General features: G+C 71.5%; 16 protein-coding genes. 12 read left to right on the top strand and 4 right to left on the bottom strand.

What is annotated here, in order from left to right; all coding sequences use genetic code 11:
- Nucleotides 1–991 (top strand): hypothetical protein (locus Ssi02_RS20830; protein WP_204027899.1); only part of this gene is annotated, 991 nt, incomplete at its 5' end.
- Nucleotides 992–1,291: 300 nt separating this feature from the next.
- On the opposite strand, the gene Ssi02_RS20825 is transcribed toward Ssi02_RS20830, so the two are convergent.
- A complete protein-coding gene (locus tag Ssi02_RS20825) occupies nucleotides 1,292–2,362 on the bottom strand; it encodes an FAD-dependent oxidoreductase (RefSeq protein WP_373870183.1) in 1,071 nt (356 codons plus the stop codon).
- A gap of 71 nt (nucleotides 2,363–2,433) precedes the next feature.
- Between Ssi02_RS20825 and Ssi02_RS20820 the strand changes: the two genes are divergently transcribed.
- The 5 genes from Ssi02_RS20820 to Ssi02_RS20800 all read left to right on the top strand — a co-directional run bounded on the left by Ssi02_RS20820 (nucleotide 2,434) and on the right by Ssi02_RS20800 (nucleotide 6,553).
- Nucleotides 2,434–3,009: a TetR/AcrR family transcriptional regulator gene (locus tag Ssi02_RS20820; RefSeq protein WP_204027895.1), complete on the top strand. Its 576-nt coding sequence runs from the start codon at nucleotides 2,434–2,436 to the stop codon at nucleotides 3,007–3,009.
- 292 nt (nucleotides 3,010–3,301) lie between these two features.
- The gene (locus Ssi02_RS20815) at nucleotides 3,302–3,637 is read left to right on the top strand and encodes a YciI family protein (RefSeq protein WP_239129227.1); all 336 of its coding nucleotides are present in this window, start codon (nucleotides 3,302–3,304) and stop codon (nucleotides 3,635–3,637) included.
- A 473-nt stretch (nucleotides 3,638–4,110) separates the two neighbouring features.
- Complete coding sequence (locus Ssi02_RS20810; protein ID WP_204027892.1) at nucleotides 4,111–5,364, top strand: RNA polymerase sigma factor; 1,254 nt, start codon at nucleotides 4,111–4,113, stop codon at nucleotides 5,362–5,364.
- A 527-nt stretch (nucleotides 5,365–5,891) separates the two neighbouring features.
- Nucleotides 5,892–6,128, top strand: coding sequence for a hypothetical protein (locus Ssi02_RS20805; protein WP_204027890.1), 237 nt, complete (start codon nucleotides 5,892–5,894; stop codon nucleotides 6,126–6,128).
- A complete protein-coding gene (locus Ssi02_RS20800) occupies nucleotides 6,125–6,553 on the top strand; it encodes a hypothetical protein (RefSeq protein ID WP_204027888.1) in 429 nt (142 codons plus the stop codon). The genes Ssi02_RS20805 and Ssi02_RS20800 overlap by 4 nt, the downstream gene beginning before the upstream one ends.
- A 246-nt stretch (nucleotides 6,554–6,799) precedes the next feature.
- Here Ssi02_RS20800 and Ssi02_RS20795 read toward each other — a convergent pair whose 3' ends face one another.
- Both Ssi02_RS20795 and Ssi02_RS20790 read right to left on the bottom strand, forming a co-directional pair.
- Nucleotides 6,800–9,115 (bottom strand): ATP-binding cassette domain-containing protein, encoded by a 2,316-nt coding sequence (locus Ssi02_RS20795; protein WP_373870179.1) that lies wholly within the window; start codon nucleotides 9,113–9,115, stop codon nucleotides 6,800–6,802.
- 398 nt (nucleotides 9,116–9,513) lie between these two features.
- A complete protein-coding gene (locus tag Ssi02_RS20790; RefSeq protein WP_204027885.1) occupies nucleotides 9,514–10,056 on the bottom strand; it encodes an AAA family ATPase in 543 nt (180 codons plus the stop codon).
- Between the two features lie 344 nt (nucleotides 10,057–10,400).
- Between Ssi02_RS20790 and Ssi02_RS20785 the strand changes: the two genes are divergently transcribed.
- From Ssi02_RS20785 to Ssi02_RS20760, 6 genes are all read left to right on the top strand, one after another.
- Nucleotides 10,401–11,237, top strand: coding sequence for an SAM-dependent methyltransferase (locus Ssi02_RS20785; protein WP_204027884.1), 837 nt, complete (start codon nucleotides 10,401–10,403; stop codon nucleotides 11,235–11,237).
- Between the two features lie 935 nt (nucleotides 11,238–12,172).
- The gene (locus Ssi02_RS20780) at nucleotides 12,173–13,207 is read left to right on the top strand and encodes a dipeptidase (protein WP_204027867.1); all 1,035 of its coding nucleotides are present in this window, start codon (nucleotides 12,173–12,175) and stop codon (nucleotides 13,205–13,207) included.
- 31 nt (nucleotides 13,208–13,238) lie between these two features.
- On the top strand, nucleotides 13,239–14,861 hold the full coding sequence (locus Ssi02_RS20775) for an ABC transporter substrate-binding protein (RefSeq protein WP_204027857.1): 1,623 nt from the start codon (nucleotides 13,239–13,241) through the stop codon (nucleotides 14,859–14,861).
- 101 nt (nucleotides 14,862–14,962) lie between these two features.
- Nucleotides 14,963–15,835 carry a tetratricopeptide repeat protein gene (locus Ssi02_RS20770; protein ID WP_204027847.1) on the top strand — a complete coding sequence of 291 codons (873 nt, stop codon included), beginning with the start codon at nucleotides 14,963–14,965 and terminating at the stop codon, nucleotides 15,833–15,835.
- A gap of 4 nt (nucleotides 15,836–15,839) precedes the next feature.
- The gene (locus Ssi02_RS20765; RefSeq protein WP_204027845.1) at nucleotides 15,840–16,043 is read left to right on the top strand and encodes a tautomerase family protein; all 204 of its coding nucleotides are present in this window, start codon (nucleotides 15,840–15,842) and stop codon (nucleotides 16,041–16,043) included.
- Nucleotides 16,040–17,020, top strand: coding sequence for a D-2-hydroxyacid dehydrogenase (locus Ssi02_RS20760; RefSeq protein ID WP_204027843.1), 981 nt, complete (start codon nucleotides 16,040–16,042; stop codon nucleotides 17,018–17,020). Before Ssi02_RS20765 ends, Ssi02_RS20760 begins: the two co-directional genes overlap by 4 nt.
- Nucleotides 17,021–17,093: 73 nt before the next feature.
- On the opposite strand, the gene Ssi02_RS20755 is transcribed toward Ssi02_RS20760, so the two are convergent.
- Nucleotides 17,094–19,295, bottom strand: coding sequence for a thiamine pyrophosphate-dependent enzyme (locus Ssi02_RS20755; protein WP_204027841.1), 2,202 nt, complete (start codon nucleotides 19,293–19,295; stop codon nucleotides 17,094–17,096).
- Nucleotides 19,296–19,299 lie beyond the last annotated feature (4 nt).

Genomic DNA, 19,299 nt, shown 5'->3' with positions numbered 1-19,299 from the left:
GATCCGCCGCCGCGCGCGCGGCGCCCGCCGCCGGCGGCGCGCCGCCGTCTGGAGCGCCCTCACCGCCGCGGGGGCCGCCGCGGTTGCGGCGGCGCTGGTCCTGCCGGGCCTCGCCCTACCGGAGGAGCCGCCGCGGGACGTCCACGCCGCGGCGACCAGATCCCCCGCCCCCGGAAAGGAGCGCTTCACCGAACCCGACGGCACCGTCTACCACTGGCTGGGCCGCATCAGGGTCAACCCCCCGACCCAGCTGTCGGCGTCCATCGAGGTGCCGCTCAGCGGCAAGCCTCTGGCGGTCCGGATGCCGTGCGTCAACTACGGCAGCGCGTTGCAGCCGACAGTCACCGTGAGCGTGCCCGGCGTCGCGACCCCGTTCACGGTGGCCGGCGAGCGGGCGGGATACAGCGGCTGTGAGCACAGCACGCCTGTGGACGTCCAGCCGCTTCCGGCCACGGCCCGCACGGCGACGATCAACGTCGAGGCGTACACCGCCCACCGCCCGGTCTCGAAGAAGAAGCCCTCGCTGCTGGTGACCGTCGACGTCTACGAGTGGACACCGCCGGCGGTCGCCGCACCCGCGCCCCCACCCCCCAAGGTGCCGCGCAGCCTCCTCAGTGGGCCGGAGGGGAAGATCCTCGCCAAACAGAGCATCACCTGGCCGCAGGCACGCGAAATCACCCTCGACGTGCCCTACACCAAGAAGGTGGCCGGCCTGGTCATCGCCTGCTCCGGCGGCATCGCCCACCGCTCACGCACGGATGTCTGGGTGAACGGACGCAAGCTGCCCGACAGCTTCGACTGCAACCCTCCTCCAAAGGATGGGGGTTACCCCTTCGCCATCTTGCGTCCCGACGTGGTGGCCGGCGGCGGCAGGCTCAAGGTCCAGGTCCAGTTGCGGACCGACCGCCCCGAGTATCTGCGCCGGTCCGGCAGCATGACGGTCGCCGTCTACGGCAACCCGTTCCACCAGGCGCCCCCGCCTCCTCCCTGACGGGCTCGGCTGCGGTCCGCCCCACCTGACCTGGCCGGACCGCACCGAGCCTCACCCCGCCATCCGGCGGCGGGTGAGATCCCACCCAGGTGAAGACGCCGGGCCCGCCCCGCCCCGGCCAGGCGAGACCAGGACACCGGCCCCCTGGACCGGCCACCCGAGACACGGGCCACGCCCACAGGGCTCGCGCCGTACGGCAGACGGCCCGCGACCGCGAGGCCGGCCGCCCCCCTTATGACCGGACGCACGCTCCGCTTCGAGCCCCCCGTCCTCCGCCACCGACGTCCGGGGCCGGCACACCTAACCCCGCGCACCCGGCAACGCGCCCACCGCGCGGACCAGCCCGTCGCGCACCCGGGGATGCCGTGTGGTCACCAGCCGGTGCAGGGTGCGCGAGCCGAACGCGACCCGCTGGGCGCTGCGCCGCCGCTCGGCGTCGTAGGCGCGCAGCGCCGCCCGCAGCCCGCCCGCCCCCGCACCGGACACCGCCCTGGCCAGGGCCTCGGCGTCCAGGATCGCCGTGCACGCCCCCTGCCCCAGGTTCGGCGTCATGGCGTGCGCCGCATCCCCGACCAGCGCGACCCGCCCGCCGCTCACAAACGAGCCGAGCGCCGGGAACAGGTGCCGGATGTCGTAGCGGATCCACGTCGCCGGGTCGGTCTCGGCCAGCACCCGCGGCACGGGATCGTGCCACCCCTCGAAGCACCCGCGCAGCTCGCCGGCCTCCGTGCCGTACGGCACAGCCGCATACCAGTTGGTCCTGCCGGGCTCCATCGGCGTCATCCCGAAGAAGCGGCCGTCACCCCAGGTCTCGCCGTACACCCCGGTCTCGAACTCGGCGACGCCGATCCACGCCGCCGTCCCCACCCGCCGGGGCCGGCTGCGCCCGCCGAAGCACGCCTCCCGCACGGCGCTGCCGATGCCGTCGGCCCCCACCACCAGATCGTGGCCCTCCAGCAGCCCTCGCACATCGCCCGCGTTCTCCCCGAAGACGATCGGCACCCCGTCGAGCCTCTCCACCAGGGCGTCGATCAGATAGGGCCGGGCGATCAGCAGCTCGGGCCGCCCAGCCCTCCGCTCGATCCGCTCCAGCGGCAGCCCGGCCAGCACCCGCCCCCGCGGGGTGCGGACCTGAGCACGGCGGTAGGGCACCGCCCTGGCCGCGACCGACACCCCGAGCCGCTCCAGCGCGCTCTGGGCGGTGGGGTGCAGACCGAACGCCGTGCCGTATCTCTCCAGCTCGGCGCGGCGCTCCAGCACCGTCACGCTCCACCCGGCCCGCCGCAGCCCGGCCGCCGCGGCCAGCCCGCCCACACCCGCTCCGACGACGACCGCCTTCCCTTTCATGGTTTCCTCCCCGAAATCGACCACCACATCTGTGGTACCACGGTTGGGGTAGTGTAGGCAATCCGGCGGCGAACACAGGGGAGGAGCGGCACACGATGAACCCGGAGCGACGGGACCGGCTGCGCGACGCGGCCATCGAGATCCTCGCCGAGGCGGGCGGGCGCGGCCTCACCCACCGGGCCGTCGACGACGCCGCCGCCGTGCCGTACGGCACAGCCAAGAACTACTTCCCCACCCGCGACGCCCTCCTGCGCGCCGCCGCAGAGCGCTGCCAGGAGCTCTACCGCGCCACCGCCGCCCACGGCGCCACCCGCATCCCCGAAGACCGCGCGGCGCTCGCCGCCGCCCTGGCCGCACTGCTGCGCGACGTCACCGGCCCCGGGCGGCCCCGCCTGCTCGCCTACCAGGAGCTCCAGGCCGAGGCGGCACGCAGGCCCTGGTTGTCGGCCATCCTCGACCCGATCGCCGCGGGCGACTTCACCGCGTTCGAACAGGCCCAGCGCGCCGCCGGCCTCCCCGTCACGCCCGAGCGCGCCGCCGTCGTCACCCTGGCCCTGCACGCCGCGATCCCGCACCTGCTGGCCGCCACCCCCGCCACCCTGGCCGCCGCCGGCCTGGACGACCTCGACCGCTTCACCCTCGACCTCCTGCAGGCGGTCTATCCCGGCTAGGCCGTCCCCCTGGCCGGGGGCTGCGGCCTCGCCGGGCAGCGCTTCCGCGGGTAGGGGGAACTCGGCGCTCCTCGCGGGCGGCGCCGAGGTCGTGCTCGCCGGGCCCCCACGGGTAGGGGGAACTCCGGGTGCGGCGCGCACGGCGAATCCCCTGCCGCGAAAATTCCCGGAAAAATCTTGGAAGGCGTGTCGATGGGGCGGGAGGCCGTTCGTCGTCATCATGTAGGGCGCACCGCATATACAAGAATGAACGCTCTCTACCTGCATATATAGGAGAAAAACCGTGAAGTACATGCTTCTGATCAACGCCACCACCGACAACGGCTGCGACGAGCCCTCCATGGAGGAGTGGATCGCCTACGACAAGGAGGTCAACGACGCCGGAATCTACGTCACCGGCCACGCCCTGGCCGACCTGACCACCGCCACCAGCGTCCACCTCGCCGGCAACGGGGAACGCGTCGTCGCCACCGACGGCCCCTACGCCGAGACCCGCGAAGTCCTCGGCGGCTACTACATCCTCGACGTCCCAGACCTGGACGCGGCCATCGACTGGGCCGCCCGCTGCCCCGGCGCCCGCGGCGGCGGCCGCGTCGTGGTCCGCCCACTCGCCGACTTCGAGAACTGAGGCGAACCACGGCCGCACGGCCGACCGGCGGCGCCGCCCTTCCCCGGACGGGAAGGGCGCCGCCTCGGCCGGGGATGCGATCGAGGGGACGGGGGAGTCCCGGCCGCACCCGGCCCGCGGAAGGGGAGTCGGCCACCAGGCCGTACACCTCCTCACCCGGCCCGCGGAGGGGAGTCGGCCACTGGGCCGGTCTGTCTCCTCCCCGCAGGCGGGCGGCGGGCTTGGTTCCGAGTACGACGCGCGGGCGACCGGCCAGTCTCCTCCCCGCAGACGGCCCAGAGGTGTACGACGGCAGCCGGGGTCGCCTCCGGCACTGCGCCGACGTGGCCGGCCTCGCCCGGCGACGCCGTACAGCACCTCCGGTGCCGGGCGAGCACCCCGGAACGGCACGGCACACTGAGCCAGGCGGCCCCGCCCCCACAGGTACACCGGGCGACGCCCTACACGAACACCGACCCGCAAGGAGGACAGCGATGCACCCGCACACCGCCGCATCGGTGGAAGCCGTGTTCCGGGAGGAGCGCGGGCTGCTGCTCGCCTCGCTCGTGCGCCGGTTCGGCGACCTCGACCTCGCCGAGGAGGTCACCTCCGAAGCCCTGGAGGCCGCGCTCACCCGATGGCCCGTCGACGGGGTGCCGGCGCGGCCGGGGGCGTGGCTGCTCACGACCGCGCGGCGAAAAGCCGTGGATCGGCTGCGGCGCGACAGCGCCTACGCCGCCCGCCTTGCCATCCTCCAGGTGGACGCCGACCGCGCGGGACCCGCCGCGCCCGCCGACACCGGCGGGGGGCTGCCCGACGACCGGCTGCAGATGTTCTTCACCTGCGCCCACCCGGCCCTGCCCGCCGAGGACCGCATCGCGCTCACCCTGCGCTGCCTGGCCGGCCTCACCACCCCCGAGGTCGCCCGCGCCTTCCTCGTGCCGCCCGCGACCATGGCCCAGCGCATCGTCCGCGCCAAAAAGAAGATCCGCGAAGCCCGCATCCCCTTCCGCGTCCCCGGCCCCGACGAACTGCCCGCACGCCTGTCCGGCGTGCTCCAGGTCGTCTACTCCGTGTTCACCGAGGGCTACGCCGCCAGCTCCGGCCCCCAGCTGCAACGGCTCGACCTCGCCGAGGAGGCCCTGCGGCTGGCGCGGATCCTGCGCCGCCTGCTGCCCGCAGAACGCGAGGTCGCCGGGCTGCTCGCCCTCATGCTGCTGGTCCACGCCCGCCGCCACGCCCGCACCGGCCCAGGCGGCGACCTCGTCCTGCTGGAGGACCAGGACCGCGGCCTGTGGGACCGCGACATGATCGAGGAGGGCGCCGCCCTGGTCGTCACCGCCCTCACCGGCGGCCCGCCCGGCCCCTACGGAGTGCAGGCCGCCATCGCCGCCCTCCACGACGAGGCCGCCGACTTCGCGAGCACCGACTGGCCGCAGATCATCGCCCTCTACGACGTCCTGCTCTCCCTGGCCCCCTCACCGATCGCCGCACTCAACCGCGCCGCCGCCGTCGCCATGCGCGACGGCCCCGAAGCCGGCCTGGCCCTGCTGGACGCCCTCGCCGGCGAACCCCGCCTGCGCGGCCACCACCCCTACCAGGCCGCCCGCGCCGAATTGCTCCAGCGCCTCGGCCGCCTCCCCGAGGCCGCCGCGGCCTACCGCGAGGCCCTCGAAGTCGCCGGCACCGAACCCGAACGTGCCCACCTCCGCCGCCGCCTCCGCGAAACCGAAACCCCCGGCACCTGACGGAAGCCGACTGGGCGGCGGGGGAGCGGCCCGAAGAGATCCACGGCACCGACCTGCCGGCCACCGCGGGGCGCACCGCCGCCCTGCCGTTCTGCGCCCGCACGATCACCGCGTTGCTGTCCACCTGCCCCGGCTTGCCCCCCTTGCCGTCCGGCTGCACCAGCGAACACGACGACACCAGCTCCGAACACCGCAACGACCCGATCTGACTCCGCAACGCGTTGTACACCACCGGCCGCACCGCCTGAATAAAAAACGCGTTCCACCCCTCGTCACCGTCCCACGCATACCGCGACTCCCCGTCGTGCCCGAGGAACGTGCGCGTGCCGTAGTTCTCGTCGAAACGCTTCAGCGTCTCGTGGTCCACGGACATGCCCGCCGCACTCATGCCCGCCGCACTCGCGCCCGCGACACCCCGGCGTCGTCGCAGCGTGCGCCGCCCTCCGGACCCCGGCTCCGCCCGCAAAGCCCGTCCCGGCCCTCACAACCCCCTGACCACAACGGTATGCAATGAGTATGATGATCGTATGAACCGGATCAGCGTGGCGATGCCCGCCGACCTCGAAACCCAAGTCCGCGAACTCGCCGGCGGCAACATGTCCGCCTACATCCTGGAAGCCGTCCGCGCCCGCGTCGAACGCGACCTGAAAGTCCGCGCCTACCACGCCAGCCTCGGCGGCGCCCCCGAGATCGGCGGCACCGCGGAGGACGAAGCCGCCGTCGCCCGCATCCGCGCCTTCCTGCAGCTCCCCGAGTCCGCGTGAGCGTGCTCGGCCGCGGACTCGTCCTCGACGCCAGCACCGTGCGCCTCCACCTCGCCGGCGACGTCTACACCGCGGTCATGCTGGGCACCGCCCTCGAACACGAACGCCCCATCGTCATCCCCTCCCTCGTCGTCACCCAGGCCTACCGCGAAGCCCTCCCCGGCCGTGCCCGCAACCGCCTCATCGGCCTCACCGCCGTCGTCACCACACCCGAACCCGCCGACGAGGTCAGCCTCACCACCGCCCGCGACATCGGCACCCTGTGCCAGCTCTCCGGCATCGAAGACCTCTCGGTCGGCCACACCCTGTGGTCCGCCCTCCAGCGCCGCAGCCAGCCCGACCCCCTCTACGACTGGGCCATCGTCACCGAACACCCCGACGTGTACGGCAAAGCCGCCCCCGCCGTCCCCACAGGCTGGCGCTGACCCACCGGCCCCCGACTTTCCGTTCCGCACACGGGCAGCGGCAGCGACGAACCCGCCGCAGGCCCCCAGACCACACCGGGTGCGCCCGAGGGCCGCCGGACGACCGGCACACGGCCGTCCCAGGTGCCGCCTGCGGCACTCGGAAGGTGCCGCCCGCGACACCGGCCAACGGCGGAGGACACCCCCCCCGGGCCGTCAAACGGCGGGGAGGCCCCCGAACACCACCCGGGACGGCGCGGCAGCAGGCTAGTCCCGGCCGATGTATCTGCGCAGATGCTGAGCCGTCAGCGAGGACCCGTCCTCCACCAGCTCCGCCGGCGTGCCCGAGAACACCACCCGCCCGCCGTCGTGACCGGCACCCGGACCCATGTCCACGATCCAGTCCGCATGCGCCATCACCGCCTGATGGTGCTCGATCACGATCACCGTGTTGCCGCCGTCGACCAGGCGGTCCAGCAGCTCCAGCAACTTGTCCACATCCGCCAGGTGCAACCCCGTCGTCGGCTCGTCCAGCACATAGGTCGTGCCGGTCTTGGCCATGTTGATCGCCAGCTTCAACCGCTGGCGCTCACCGCCCGACAGCGTCGTCAGCGGCTGCCCCAGGCTCACATAACCCAGGCCCACCGCCGCCAGCCGGTCCAGGATCACCCGCGCCTGCCCCGAGGTGATGAAGCCGAGCGCCTCGGCCACCGGCATCGCCAGCACCTCGCTGATGTCCTTGCCGCGCAGCTTGTACGACAGCACCTCGGCCGTGAACCGCTTGCCCTCGCACTCCTCGCACACCGACGCCACCCCGGCCATCATCACCAGATCGGTGTAGATCAGCCCGATGCCCTTGCACTTGGGGCACGCACCCTCCGAGTTGGCGCTGAACAACCCCGGCTTCACCCCGTTGGCCTTGGCGAAGGCCGTGCGGATCGGGTCGAGCACCCCGGTGTAGGTCGCCGGGTTGCTGCGCCGCGACCCGCGGATCGGCGACTGGTCGGCCACCACCACCCCGTCGAGGCCCGCGACGTAACCGTGGATGAGCGAACTCTTCCCGGAACCCGCCACGCCCGTCACCACCGTCAGCACCCCCAGCGGGATGTCGACGTCGACACCGCGCAGGTTGTGCAGCGACGCCCCCCGCACCCGCAGATGACCCGCCGGGCGGCGCACCGACTCGCGCAGCCCCACCCGGTGGTCCAGATAGCGGCCCGTCAGCGTCTCCGACGCCCGCAGCCCCGCCAGATCGCCCTCGAAGCAGATCCGGCCGCCCGCCGCCCCCGCCCCGGGGCCGAGGTCGACCACGTGGTCGGCGATCTCGATCGTCTCCGGCTTGTGCTCCACCACCAGCACCGTGTTGCCCTTGTCGCGCAACTGCAGCAGCAACGAGTTCATCCGCTGGATGTCGTGCGGGTGCAGGCCCGCCGTCGGCTCGTCGAACACATAGGTGACGTCGGTCAGCCCCGACGTCAGATGCCGCACCATCTTGACCCGCTGCGACTCCCCGCCCGACAGCGTCGACGACTCGCGGTCCAGGCTCAGATAACCCAGCCCGATGTCCACCATCGCGTCCAGCGTCTCGCGCAGCGACTCCAGCATCGGCCCGACCGCTTCGCTCTGCACCCCGCGGACGAACTTCGCCAGATCACTGATCTGCATCGCCGAGCAGTCGGCGATGCTGCGCCCGTCGATCAGCGACGAGCGCGCCGCCTCGTTGAGCCGCGTGCCCCCGCACGCCGCGCACGGGGCGAGCTTGACCGCGCGGTCGGCGAACGCCCGCGCCCCCGGCTGCATCGACTCGCGATCCTTGCTGAGGTATTGCCGCCGGACCTTGACGACCAGCCCCTCATAGGTCATGTTGCCGGTCCCGACCTTGACCTTCACCGAGGGCTTGTGCAGGAAGTCCTCCCACTGCTCGGCGGTGAAGTCCTTCAGCTTCACATCCGGGTCGAAGAACCCCGACGCCACCATGATCTGCCAATACCACGTGCCGACGGCGAACCCCGGCACCGTCACCGCGCCCTCGTTGAGCGACAACTCCCGGTCGACGAGCTCGTCGACGTCGATCTGCGACGTCTTCCCCAGCCCCTCGCACTCGGGGCACATGCCCTCGGCCAGGTTGAAGCTGAACGCCCCCGCCGACCCCACATGCGGACTGCCCAGCCGGCTGAACAGCACCCGCAGCATCGTGTGCGCGTCGGTCGCCGTGCCCACCGTGGAGCGGGCGTTGGCCCCCATCCGCTCCTGGTCGACGATGATGGCCGTGCTGAGATTGCGCAGCGAGTCGACCTCCGGGCGCGACTGCGCCGGCATGAACCCCTGGACGAACGCCGTGTAGGTCTCGTTGATCAGCCGCCGCGACTCGGCCGCGATCGTGTCGAACACCAGCGACGACTTCCCCGACCCCGACACCCCCGTGAAGATGGTGAGCCGCCTCTTGCGGATGTCGAGGGACACACCCGTCAGGTTGTTCTCCCGCGCGCCCCGCACCTGGATGAGGTCATGGCCGTCGGCGGCGGCGTGATCCGAACCGCCCCGCTTGCCGCCCTCGTGAACAAGTCGACCGCCTGAGACCACAGGAACCACTGACCCCTTCGCCATTGCTTTCCCCGAGCCACCCATCGTGCCCGAGGCCACCGACAAAAAAAGGGGGCCGCCCACCAGCAGGGCGCCCGCCAACCCTCAGAGCCGGGGAGACACCCACCGGCCACGGCCTTCAAGTATCTCATTGAACCATCCATCTAAACTTTTCCCCGCATACCACCTCCCAACTGCGCGCACCACTATAAAACCCTCAACTCCAACGTAACCCCCGCCCACGTGGCAGGGGTGGCCGGCGGGTGCGGAGGATGTGTGTCGCGGGGTGTTCGCGTTCGGCGTCGCGGTTCACGAGGCCGGCCCCGCCGGCGCCACCCGCAAAACAAGCGGCCCGCCGGGCCGCGCCGTACGGCACAGCCCGGCGGGCCCGCCACCCCCTACCCGGCCCCCACCGCGGCCGCCACCAGCCGCGCCCGCTCACCCACCGCGGCCCGCGGCAGCTCCACCACCTCGTAGCCGTAGTCGCGATAAGCCCCAACGCACGCGTCGTACGTGCGCTCCGCCTCAGCGAAATCCTGCCGCCGCTCCCGGTCCCGCTCGTAGATCTCCCGCCACGGCGGCGCCGCGAACACCCGCCGGTTGTACCGGAACCCGCGCGCCGCGGCGTCCACATGCGCCGGCACCGCACACCCCTCAAGCCGCAGATAACCCACCACGTCCAGCACACCCCGGTCGAACAGCACCGGCCCGCCGCAGGCCGCCGCCTCCCGGTGATTGCGCAGATCGAACCCCAGCATCAACTCCGCGAACAGCTCACGGTCCCGCCACGGCACACCGCGCCCCCCGATCGCCACCTGATCGCGGATCACCGCCCGACCCGCCTCCGGCTGCACCGCGAACCCGGCACCGGCCAGCCGTTCGAGCAACGTGGACTTCCCGGCCCCCGGCCCTCCGGTGACCACATGAAAACGCTCCGACATCGGCGACAACCTCCTGCACACACCCGGAAAAAAAACACCGCCCGGCCGCACCCACAGGCACGGCCAGGAGGAGAAAGGGGAATAACGCCCGGGATCAGTCGCAGTTGCTGTCGAACCGGTTGCGCCAGACCTTCTCGGTGCGACCGCCCCAGGTCACACAGGCACCCTTGGCCGAGGCCACCACGCGATCCCGAGCGCAAAACACCCCACAACACATATCCTGCGCACCCGCCGACCACCCCTGCCACGCAAAAACGCCGGGCCACACACCCACCCCGGCATGAACCCCACAAAAAAGACTAGGTTGTCCAAGAACGCACTCCCACCACAGGAGAGATCCCCACGTGGCACGCACCTCGACCACCCGCCCCCACAGCGGACCCCCCATCGACACCACCGTGCCCCACTCGGCGCGCATCTGGAACTACTGGCTCGGCGGCAAGGACAACTACCGCGTCGACCGCCAGGCCGGCGACGCCTACGCCGCCGAATACCCCGGCATCGTCGGCATCGCCCGCCACTCCCGCGCATTCCTCACCCGCACCGTCCGCCACCTCGCCCGCGACGCCGGCATCCGGCAGTTCCTCGACGTCGGCACCGGCCTGCCCGCCGCCCGCAACACCCACGAGATCGCCCAGAGCATCGCCCCCGAGTCGCACATCGCCTACGTCGACAACGACCCCGTCGTGCTCCTGCACGCCCGCGTCCTGCTCACCAGCGACCCCCGCGGCGCCACCCACTACATCGGCGCCGACCTGCACGACCCCGGCACCATCCTGCGCCACGCCGCCGCGGCACTCGACCTCACCCGCCCGGTCGCCCTCATCCTCAGCGGCGTCACCGGCCACATCGCCGACCACGACCGGGCCCGCGCCGTCGTCGCCCACCTCATGGACGGCCTGCCCCCGGGAAGCCACCTGTCACTCAACGACGGCGTCCACGACCTCGCGACCACCGGCGGCCAGGCCCCGCCCGAGGCCTACCGGCGAGCCCAGAAGATCTACAACGCGTCCGGCGCCGTCCCCTACATCCTGCGCAGCCTCGCCCAGATCACCGCCTACTTCGACGGACTCGACCTCCTCGCCCCCGGGATCGTCTCCGTTCCCCACTGGCACCCCGACGACCCCACCGCCGACCTCCCCGTCATCGGCCAGGCCGGGGGAGTGGGCCGCAAACCCTGACGCCTTTCCTCCCGCGCATATATACGCATATATAAAGGTGCCGCCCCCGCTCCCGCACCGCCGGCGGCTGGACGCGCCGATGAAGTACGGCAAAGCATACGCCGCCGGACGCGGATCCACCCCCAAGCACACAGCCCACCCAAATGCCGGAGAACGGACAGCGGGGGAGAGGCGTCAGGACACACGCCCCAATCGGCGGCACCGGCGACGGCCGCCCGCCCGGCCACCACCGACCGGCGGCTCGGCGTACGGCGATGCCCTCACATGTGACATGACGGCGAGGTCGGCTCACACAGGCCGGGTACGGCACCGCCGGACCCGGCCGTACGCATGCTTGTCCGAACTCCGCCGGGCCCGGGAGCGAACCCGGACGCCTTCGTCAAGGCGCACACGTCCACCGGGAGCCCGTGCTGCCGCACGCATCCGCGGTGAAGGTTCAGAGGCAAGCCGATTCAACGCTACTTGACATAATGGTCATTATCGGGCGGTCTGCCGAGAGGGGGAGCGCCGGCCGGCGGGCGCGTTCCCCACCCGCCGCCGACACGGTCACCACGGCGATCCGCCCGGCGCCGCCGTACCGTCCGGATCCCGGGCGGCGTGCACACAATCGGCACCCCCGGAAACATGGCGAAGCGGAGCCGCCCCCAATCCCCCCGGCGGCAGGCCCGGCGCCGACACCCCGGGCACCCCCTCGGGCGCCCCGGGCTCCCTGAGCGCCGGCAGTGCGCGACCGCGGCGCCACGACACGGCGCGAGCCGCCGGATCGACCCGGGCAGCAGCAGGGAGCCGGACCCCCACAGGCAGCATTTCTTACGAAATTCGTCATTCCAGTCCGGTTAATCGACGAGTTCATGGGGATATATAGACACGATTGCACAGTTCTCGTAGAGTCGCCCCAACCTGCCTGACCCCAACGCACGCACCTGGAGGCGACGTTGACCGATACCCCGGCAGAAGGCGCCCCCCTCACGCCGAACGAACTGCACGCCGCCGCCACAGTGATCGACGGCAGCACCGTCATCGAACTCGGCGAAGACCACCTCGACCGGATCCGCCGCGGCGGCGTCACCGCCGTCAACCACACCGTGACCAGGCCCTACGCCGACACGGTCACCGCCCTGCGCGAGATCAACGAGTGCCGCCGCTTCCTCGACGAGCACGCCGGCGCCGCCACGCTCGCCCTGAGCGTCGCCGACATCCGCAAAGCCAAGGCCGAAGGCAAGGAGGCCGTCATCCTCGGCCCCCAGGACACCGAGATGATCGGCGTCGACCTCGACCTCCTTGGCACGTTCCACGACCTCGGCGTGCGCATCCTGCAACTCACCTACCAGCGGCAGAACCTGCTGGGCGCCGGCTGCGGCGAGAAGACCGACTCCGGGCTCACCCACCAGGGCCGCAGATTCGTCCGCGCCATGAACGACCTGGGCATCCTCGTCGACGTCTCCCACTGCGGCCAGCAAACCGGGCTCGACGCGATGGACGCCTCCGACAAACCCGTCGTGGTCACCCACTCCTTCTGCGACGCGCTCTCCCCGCACATCCGCGCCAAATCAGACGACTTCCTGCGCCGCCTCGGCGAACAGCGCGGCGTCATCGGCGTCACCACCCTGTCGGCGTTCCTCTACCACCCCGGCGAACCGCGGCGCCGCCCCGACCTCGCCCGCTTCGTCGAACACGTCTCCCGCATCGTGGACATCGCCGGAGTCGACCACGTCGCCATCGCGACCGACTACGACGAGACCCTCACCGAGGCGATGCGCGCCGAGCAGATGAAGACCAAGGAGCTCAAAAACCTCCTCGGCGACTGGCCCTGGGAGCAGCGCCGAGCGGTGGGAATGGACGACTCCTCGCAATTCCCCAACTTCACCACCGCCCTCCTCGACGGAGGTTTCACACAGAAGGAGGTCCTCAAGATCCTCGGGGGCAACTGGATGCGGGTCTTCGGGGAGACATGGAAACCCGCGCCGTGACGCCTTACCCCACCCCCCACGGAGGCATCCCATGAGAGCACGCGTTCTCTGCCACACGCTGGCGGCCGCAGCCGCCCTGACCCTCCTCGCCGCCTGCGGCACGGGCGGCGCACCGCCCTCGGCCGCCCCCGCCGCCGGCACCCCCGCCAACGACGGCCTCACCGGCAACGTCCGCCTCCAGGACGAGACCCAGCCGGCCGGCACCCCCAAATCCGGCGGCCGCCTCAGCCTCATGATCAGGCTCGACGCCGTCGAACTCGACCCGCACCGCATGTCGGAGACCTCGGCCTTCGTCATCAACGAGCAGCTCTACGACTCCCTGGTCCAGTCCTACCGGGGCGAGATCAAACCGGGGCTCGCCGAATCCTGGGAGCAGAGCGCCGACGGCACCACGCTGACCTTCAAGCTGCGCGACAACGCCTACTTCCACAGCGGCCGCAAGGTGACCGCCAAGGACGTGAAGTACTCCCTGGAACGCATCAAGGACCCCAAGACGCGGGCACCCAGGGCACGCAGCTACGAGTCCATCTCCTCGGTGGAGGCCAAAGACGACCGGACCGTCGTCATCACGCTCTCCCAGACCAACGCCGCCATCCTCACCCTGCTGTCCACCGCCGCCTCCTCCATCGTCGACCGCACGGTCGCCGAGGCCAAGGACGGGCTCAACGGCAAGGCCGACGGCGGCAGCGGACCGTTCAAACTGGCGTCACGCGTCACCGGCCAGGCCATCAAACTCGACAAGCACGACAAATACTGGGAGAAGGGCGTCCCCTACCTCGACGGGCTCGACTTCACCTTCAACCCCGACGACAACGCCCGCGCCGCCGCCATCCGCAGCGGAACCATCGACTTCCTGTGGCGGCCGGCCCCCGAGTTCATCGACGCGCTCAAGAAGGACCAGGCGCTCAAGTGGTACGGGGGCTCCGGCTCCCTGTCACTGCACCTGCGCCTCAACACCTCCAAGGCCCCCTACGACAACGTCAAGGTCCGCCAGGCCATCTACCTCGCGCTGGACCGCCAGGAGATCCTCAACGTCGCCAACTCCGGCTTCGGCACCCCGCTCAACGCCGGCTACCTGCCCCCGGACCGCTACGGCGCGGTCACCAAACCGATGTACGGCAAACCCGACATCGAAAAGGCCAAGGCACTCCTGGCCGAAGCCGGCCACCCGGATGGCTTCGACGCCAAACTGATGGTCATCGCGACCTCCGCCTTCCAAGTCCGCTCCGCCGAGGTCGAACAACAGCAACTCGCCAAAATCGGCATCAAGGTCACCATCGAATCGGTCGAGGCCACCATCGCCGACAGCAAGACCAAATCCGGCGACTTCGACATGTACCAGTCCGGCTTCGGCCTGACCTACGACCCCGACGAGCGGTTCTCCGCCAGCTTCCTCAAAGGCGGCGGCCTCAACTACGGCAACTGGAGCGACCCCGACTACGAGCAGCTGATCGTGAAGGCCCGCTCGGAGACCGACAAGGCCAAGCGCGCCGAACTGTACCAGCAGGCGGAGACCATCCTCGCCGAACGCGGACCGGTCGCGATGACGTTCCTCAACGCCGACTTCGACGTCGTCAAAAAGGACGTCATGGGCTACCAGGGCGACCCCACCCCGACCTACCGCTTCTACCGCCACCTCTGGCTCGACCGCTGAGCGAAGGAGAGGGTGCCGCCACCCGGCAAGAGCGCGCCACCGCCGCCCCGCCCTTCAGGCACCCTCCCTTCCCCACCGGCCCCGACCACCGAAAGGCAACCATGGCCTCACCGCCCCTCACCGATCGCTACATCATCGCCGCCCGCCTCAAGGGCTACCTCGGCAAGCACGGCCAAGCCGTCGAACTCCTCACCGAGGCACTGCGGCACGACCCGGGCAGCGCCCGCCTGCTCCGCTTCCGCGGCCACCGCCGCATATCGACCGGCGACTACACCGGCGCGATCGACGACCTGCGCACCGCCGCCGCACAACTCGACCAGGTCGAAGACGAATACGAGATGTACCAGCCCGAGGTCGAGAAAGACGTCGTCAGCCTCATCCTCGGCCGGCCCCAGGACGTCCGCCCGCAACACCTCACCGACACCGACGCCGCCCGCGACCCGCAGGCACTCGGCCGCTACATGACCACCCTGCACACCTCCGTCTGGTACCACCTCGGCGTCGCCTACTACCTCCTCGGCGACTTCGAGGCCTGCCTGCCCGCCTTCCGCGGCGCCGAACGCTCCGCCCGCCACCAGGAGGGCACCGTCGCCGCCCTGGACTGGCAGTACATGGCGCTGCGCCGCCTCGGCCGCACCGACGCCGCCAAAGAGGTGCTGGACCGCTTCCGCGCCATCGACGTCGTCACCGAGGACCACTACGTCGGCTACGAGAACCGCATGCGCCTCTACACCGGCGACATCACCCCCGGGCAGTTCCGCAAGACACTCGACGGCGACGACCTGCGCACCGCCACCGAAGGCTACGGCCTGGGCAACTGGCACTACTACAACGGCGACACCGCCACCGCCCGCGAGGTCTTCGACGCGGTCCTGCGGACCCGCGTCTCCCACTCCTTCGCCTACCTCGCCGTCAAAGCCGAATACTCCCGCAACCCCGACCTCGCCGCCCCGCCGGCACACCAGGAGGACTGAAACCATGGCCAACATCCGCGTCGAACTCTCCCCCCGCGACCAGGCCACCCGCGAGGCCATCATCGCCGAACTCACCGACGTCATGGTCAAGTACGGCTCACCCCGCGAAAGCACCCAGGTCATCCTGTTCGAGGTCTCACACGACCTGTGGGCCAAGGGCGGAGTCACCTACACCAAGCGCATGCAGCAGCGCGAAGGGACCGCATGACCGCCGCCCCCGCCGGGCCGCACGTACTGATCAGCGAGAACCTGGCCGGGATGCTTCCCCAGCTCACCCAGCGGTTCCCGGCCAGCCGCTTCACGCCGGTCCCCGACGAGGGGCCGCTGCGGGAGGAGTACACCGACGCCGAGGTGCTGTTCTGCAGCTCGATGGGACAGGAACTGCTCAACGGCATCCTGCGCAAAGCCGGCGGGCTGCGCTGGATGCAGGTCACCACCGCCGGCTTCGACTGGTTCGGCGGCGACGTACTCCCGCAGCGGCTCGCCGAAGGCCTCACACTCACCCGCTCCTCGCACTCCTACTGCGTGCCGATCGGCGAATACGTCGTCGGCGCCGCCCTCATGTACTCCCGCGCCTTCCCCGAACTGCGCGCGGCACAGGAACGCCGCGAATGGGTACGGCTGGTCGCCACCGACTTCATCGGCAGCACGATGCTCGTCTTCGGCACCGGATCGATCGGCCGGGAGATCGCCTGGCGCGCCAAGGCCCTCGGCGCCGCGACCGCCGGCGTCAGCCGCAGCGGCCGGCCCGCCGAGGGCTTCGACCGGGTCGTGCCCGCCGGACGCTGCCTGGACGTCCTCCCCGAGGCCGACTGGGTGGTGCTGGCGATGCCGCTCACCCCGGAGAACCACCACCTGATCCGCGCCGAGCACTTCACCGCGATGAAGGACACCGCGGTGCTGATCAACGTGGGCCGCGGCGCCCTCGTCGACGAGGACGACTTCGTCGACGCGGTCACCCGCGGCACGATCGGCGGCGCCGTACTCGACGTCTTCGAGGAGGAGCCGCTGCCCGCCGCCAGCCGGCTCTGGGCACTGCCGCGCACCCTCGTCACCCCCCACACCTCGTTCAGGGCCTCGGGCAACCTGCAGCGGCTCTGCGACGACTTCAGCGCCAACTTCGACCGCTACCTGGCCGGGCAGGCGCCGAACGGCACGATGCGCGAACCCGGCCTCGGCTACTGACACACCGGGCACGCAAACAACGGCGGGCGCCACCCCGCAAGGGCGGCGCCCGCCGGCGCGTCTCAAGCGCGCCTCACGCCGGCCCGAGAAGCCTGCGCGCACCCGCGAGCACGTCCCCCTCACCCAGCAGCACCTGATCGGCCGCCGGCCCCAGCGGCACAAAACTGTCGACACTGTTCACCCGGCCGACCGCACCCGGGAAACCACCGTCGACCAGCGCGGCCACCACCGCCTCCGACACCCCGCCACCCGCGCGGCTCTCGTCGACCACCAGCAGCCGCGGAACCCCCCAGACCGCCTTGAGCATCTCCTCGGCCGGCAGCGGCGACAACCACTGAAGATCGACCACCCGCACCCCCACGCCCTCCCCGGCCAGCACCCCGGCCACACGCAGGCTCATCGGCACACCGTTGCCGAACGTCACCATCACCAGATCCGCGCCCTCACCGACCGTGCGGACCCGCCCCAGCGGCACCTCCCCGCCGGCCCAGTCACCGGGCGCCGCATAAGGCGCCAGCCAGCCGCCGTCGCCCTCGGCATGCAGGTCACGCCGATGGTAGAGCGCGATCGGCTCCAGGAACACACACACCCGCCCCTCCTGCTCGGCCAGAGCCAGGCACTGCCGCAACAGACCCGGCGCGGACTCCGGATGAGAGGCCACCGCCACCGCCAGCCCCGGGATGTCACGCAGAACCGCCACCGAGTTGTCGTTGTGGAAGTGCCCGCCGAACCCCTTCTGATAGGCCAGCCCGGCGATCCGCACCACCATCCCGTTCTCGTACCGGCCACCCGAGAAGAACCGCAGCGACGCGGCCTCGCCCCGCAACTGGTCCTCGGCATTGTGCAGATAGGCCAGATACTGGATCTCCGGGATCGGCAGGGCACCGGTCAGCGCGGCGCCCAGAGCCGTCCCGAGGACCGTCTGCTCGTCGAGCAGCGTGTCGAACACCCGCGCCGAGCCGAAGGCCTTCCGAAGCCCCCGCGTGACACCGTAGACACCGCCCTTGCGCGCCACGTCCTCCCCGAACACCAGCGCCCGCGGCCAAGCCAGCATCGCGTCGTGCAGGGCCGCGTTGATCGACTGGGCGAGCGTCAGCGGCGGCCGCCCCTCAGGCAGGCGGCCCCCGAACGCCGCCTCCCGGCCGGCCCCCGCGCGACCGGCCGCGGCACTCACCTCCCGGCGGCGGCGCGCCGTCAGCGGAGCCACGACGGCCTGCGGGCTGTCCAGGCGCTCGACCCGGCCGCTCAGCGCCCGCGCCTCACCCATCACCCGCTCACGCATCTCCTCATAGCGGGCAAGCGTCCCGGCCGGGCTCAAAACGCCGCGGCGGGCCAGCAGCGCCGCCGCGGCCAGAATCGGATCGGCGGCGTAGTCGCCGACGATCTCACCGCGGGTGCGGTAGGCCAGCTCCGCATCCGACCCCGCGTGCCCCATGAAACGGACGGTGCGCAGATGCAGCACCGCCGGGCGCCGCCGCTCCCGCACCCGCCCCGCCGTCTCGGCCGCGGCGGCCAGCAGGTGCGCCGGCTCGGTGCCGTCCACCGGCACGTACTCCACACCGGGCAGCATCGACAGAGCCCGCCCGACCCAGCCGCGCGGCGAACGGGTGCTGATGCCGATCCCGTTGTCCTCACACACCAGCAGCAGCGGAAGCGGCAGCCCCTGATGCGCGCAGTAGCCGGCGGCGTTCAGCGCGCCGACGGCCGTGGAGTGGTTGGCCGAGGCGTCGCCGAAGCTGCACACCACCACCGAGTCGGCGGGAACCTCACCGCTCCCGAGCCCCCGCCCCAGCGCGAACGCCAGGCCGACGGCCCTCGGCAGATGCGAGGAGATCGTCGACGTCTGCGGCACGATGCTCAGCCCACGGTGGCCGAACACCTTGTGCCGCCCGCCGGAGATGGGATCCCGCGTGGACGCCGCCCCCGAATGCAGCACGTCCGCGATCGGGGTCGAGCCCGGCACCTGCCCCGCACGCGCGGCGTAGAAGGCACCGGACCGGTAGTGCAGCAGCGCCGGATCGGTCGGGCGCAACGCCAGCGCGACCGCCGCGTTGCTCTCGTGACCGCTGGAACCGATCGTGTAAAACCCCTCGCCGCGCGACTGCAGCCACCGCAGCGCGAAGTCGAGGTGCCGGCTCTGCAGCTGCGCGTCCAGATAGCGCAGCAGCAACCCGGGATCGGGATCGGGGCCGGACGCCGGCGCCTCCGGCAGGGGGCGGCCCTGCGACCACCCGGTGAGGCACCGCACCACGTGGTCGTCGATGGACTCCACCATGTCT

The sequence above is a fragment of the Sinosporangium siamense genome (genome assembly GCF_016863435.1).
GTDB lineage: Bacteria > Actinomycetota > Actinomycetes > Streptosporangiales > Streptosporangiaceae > Sinosporangium > Sinosporangium siamense.
This window is presented reverse-complemented; position numbering and strand designations above follow the sequence as displayed.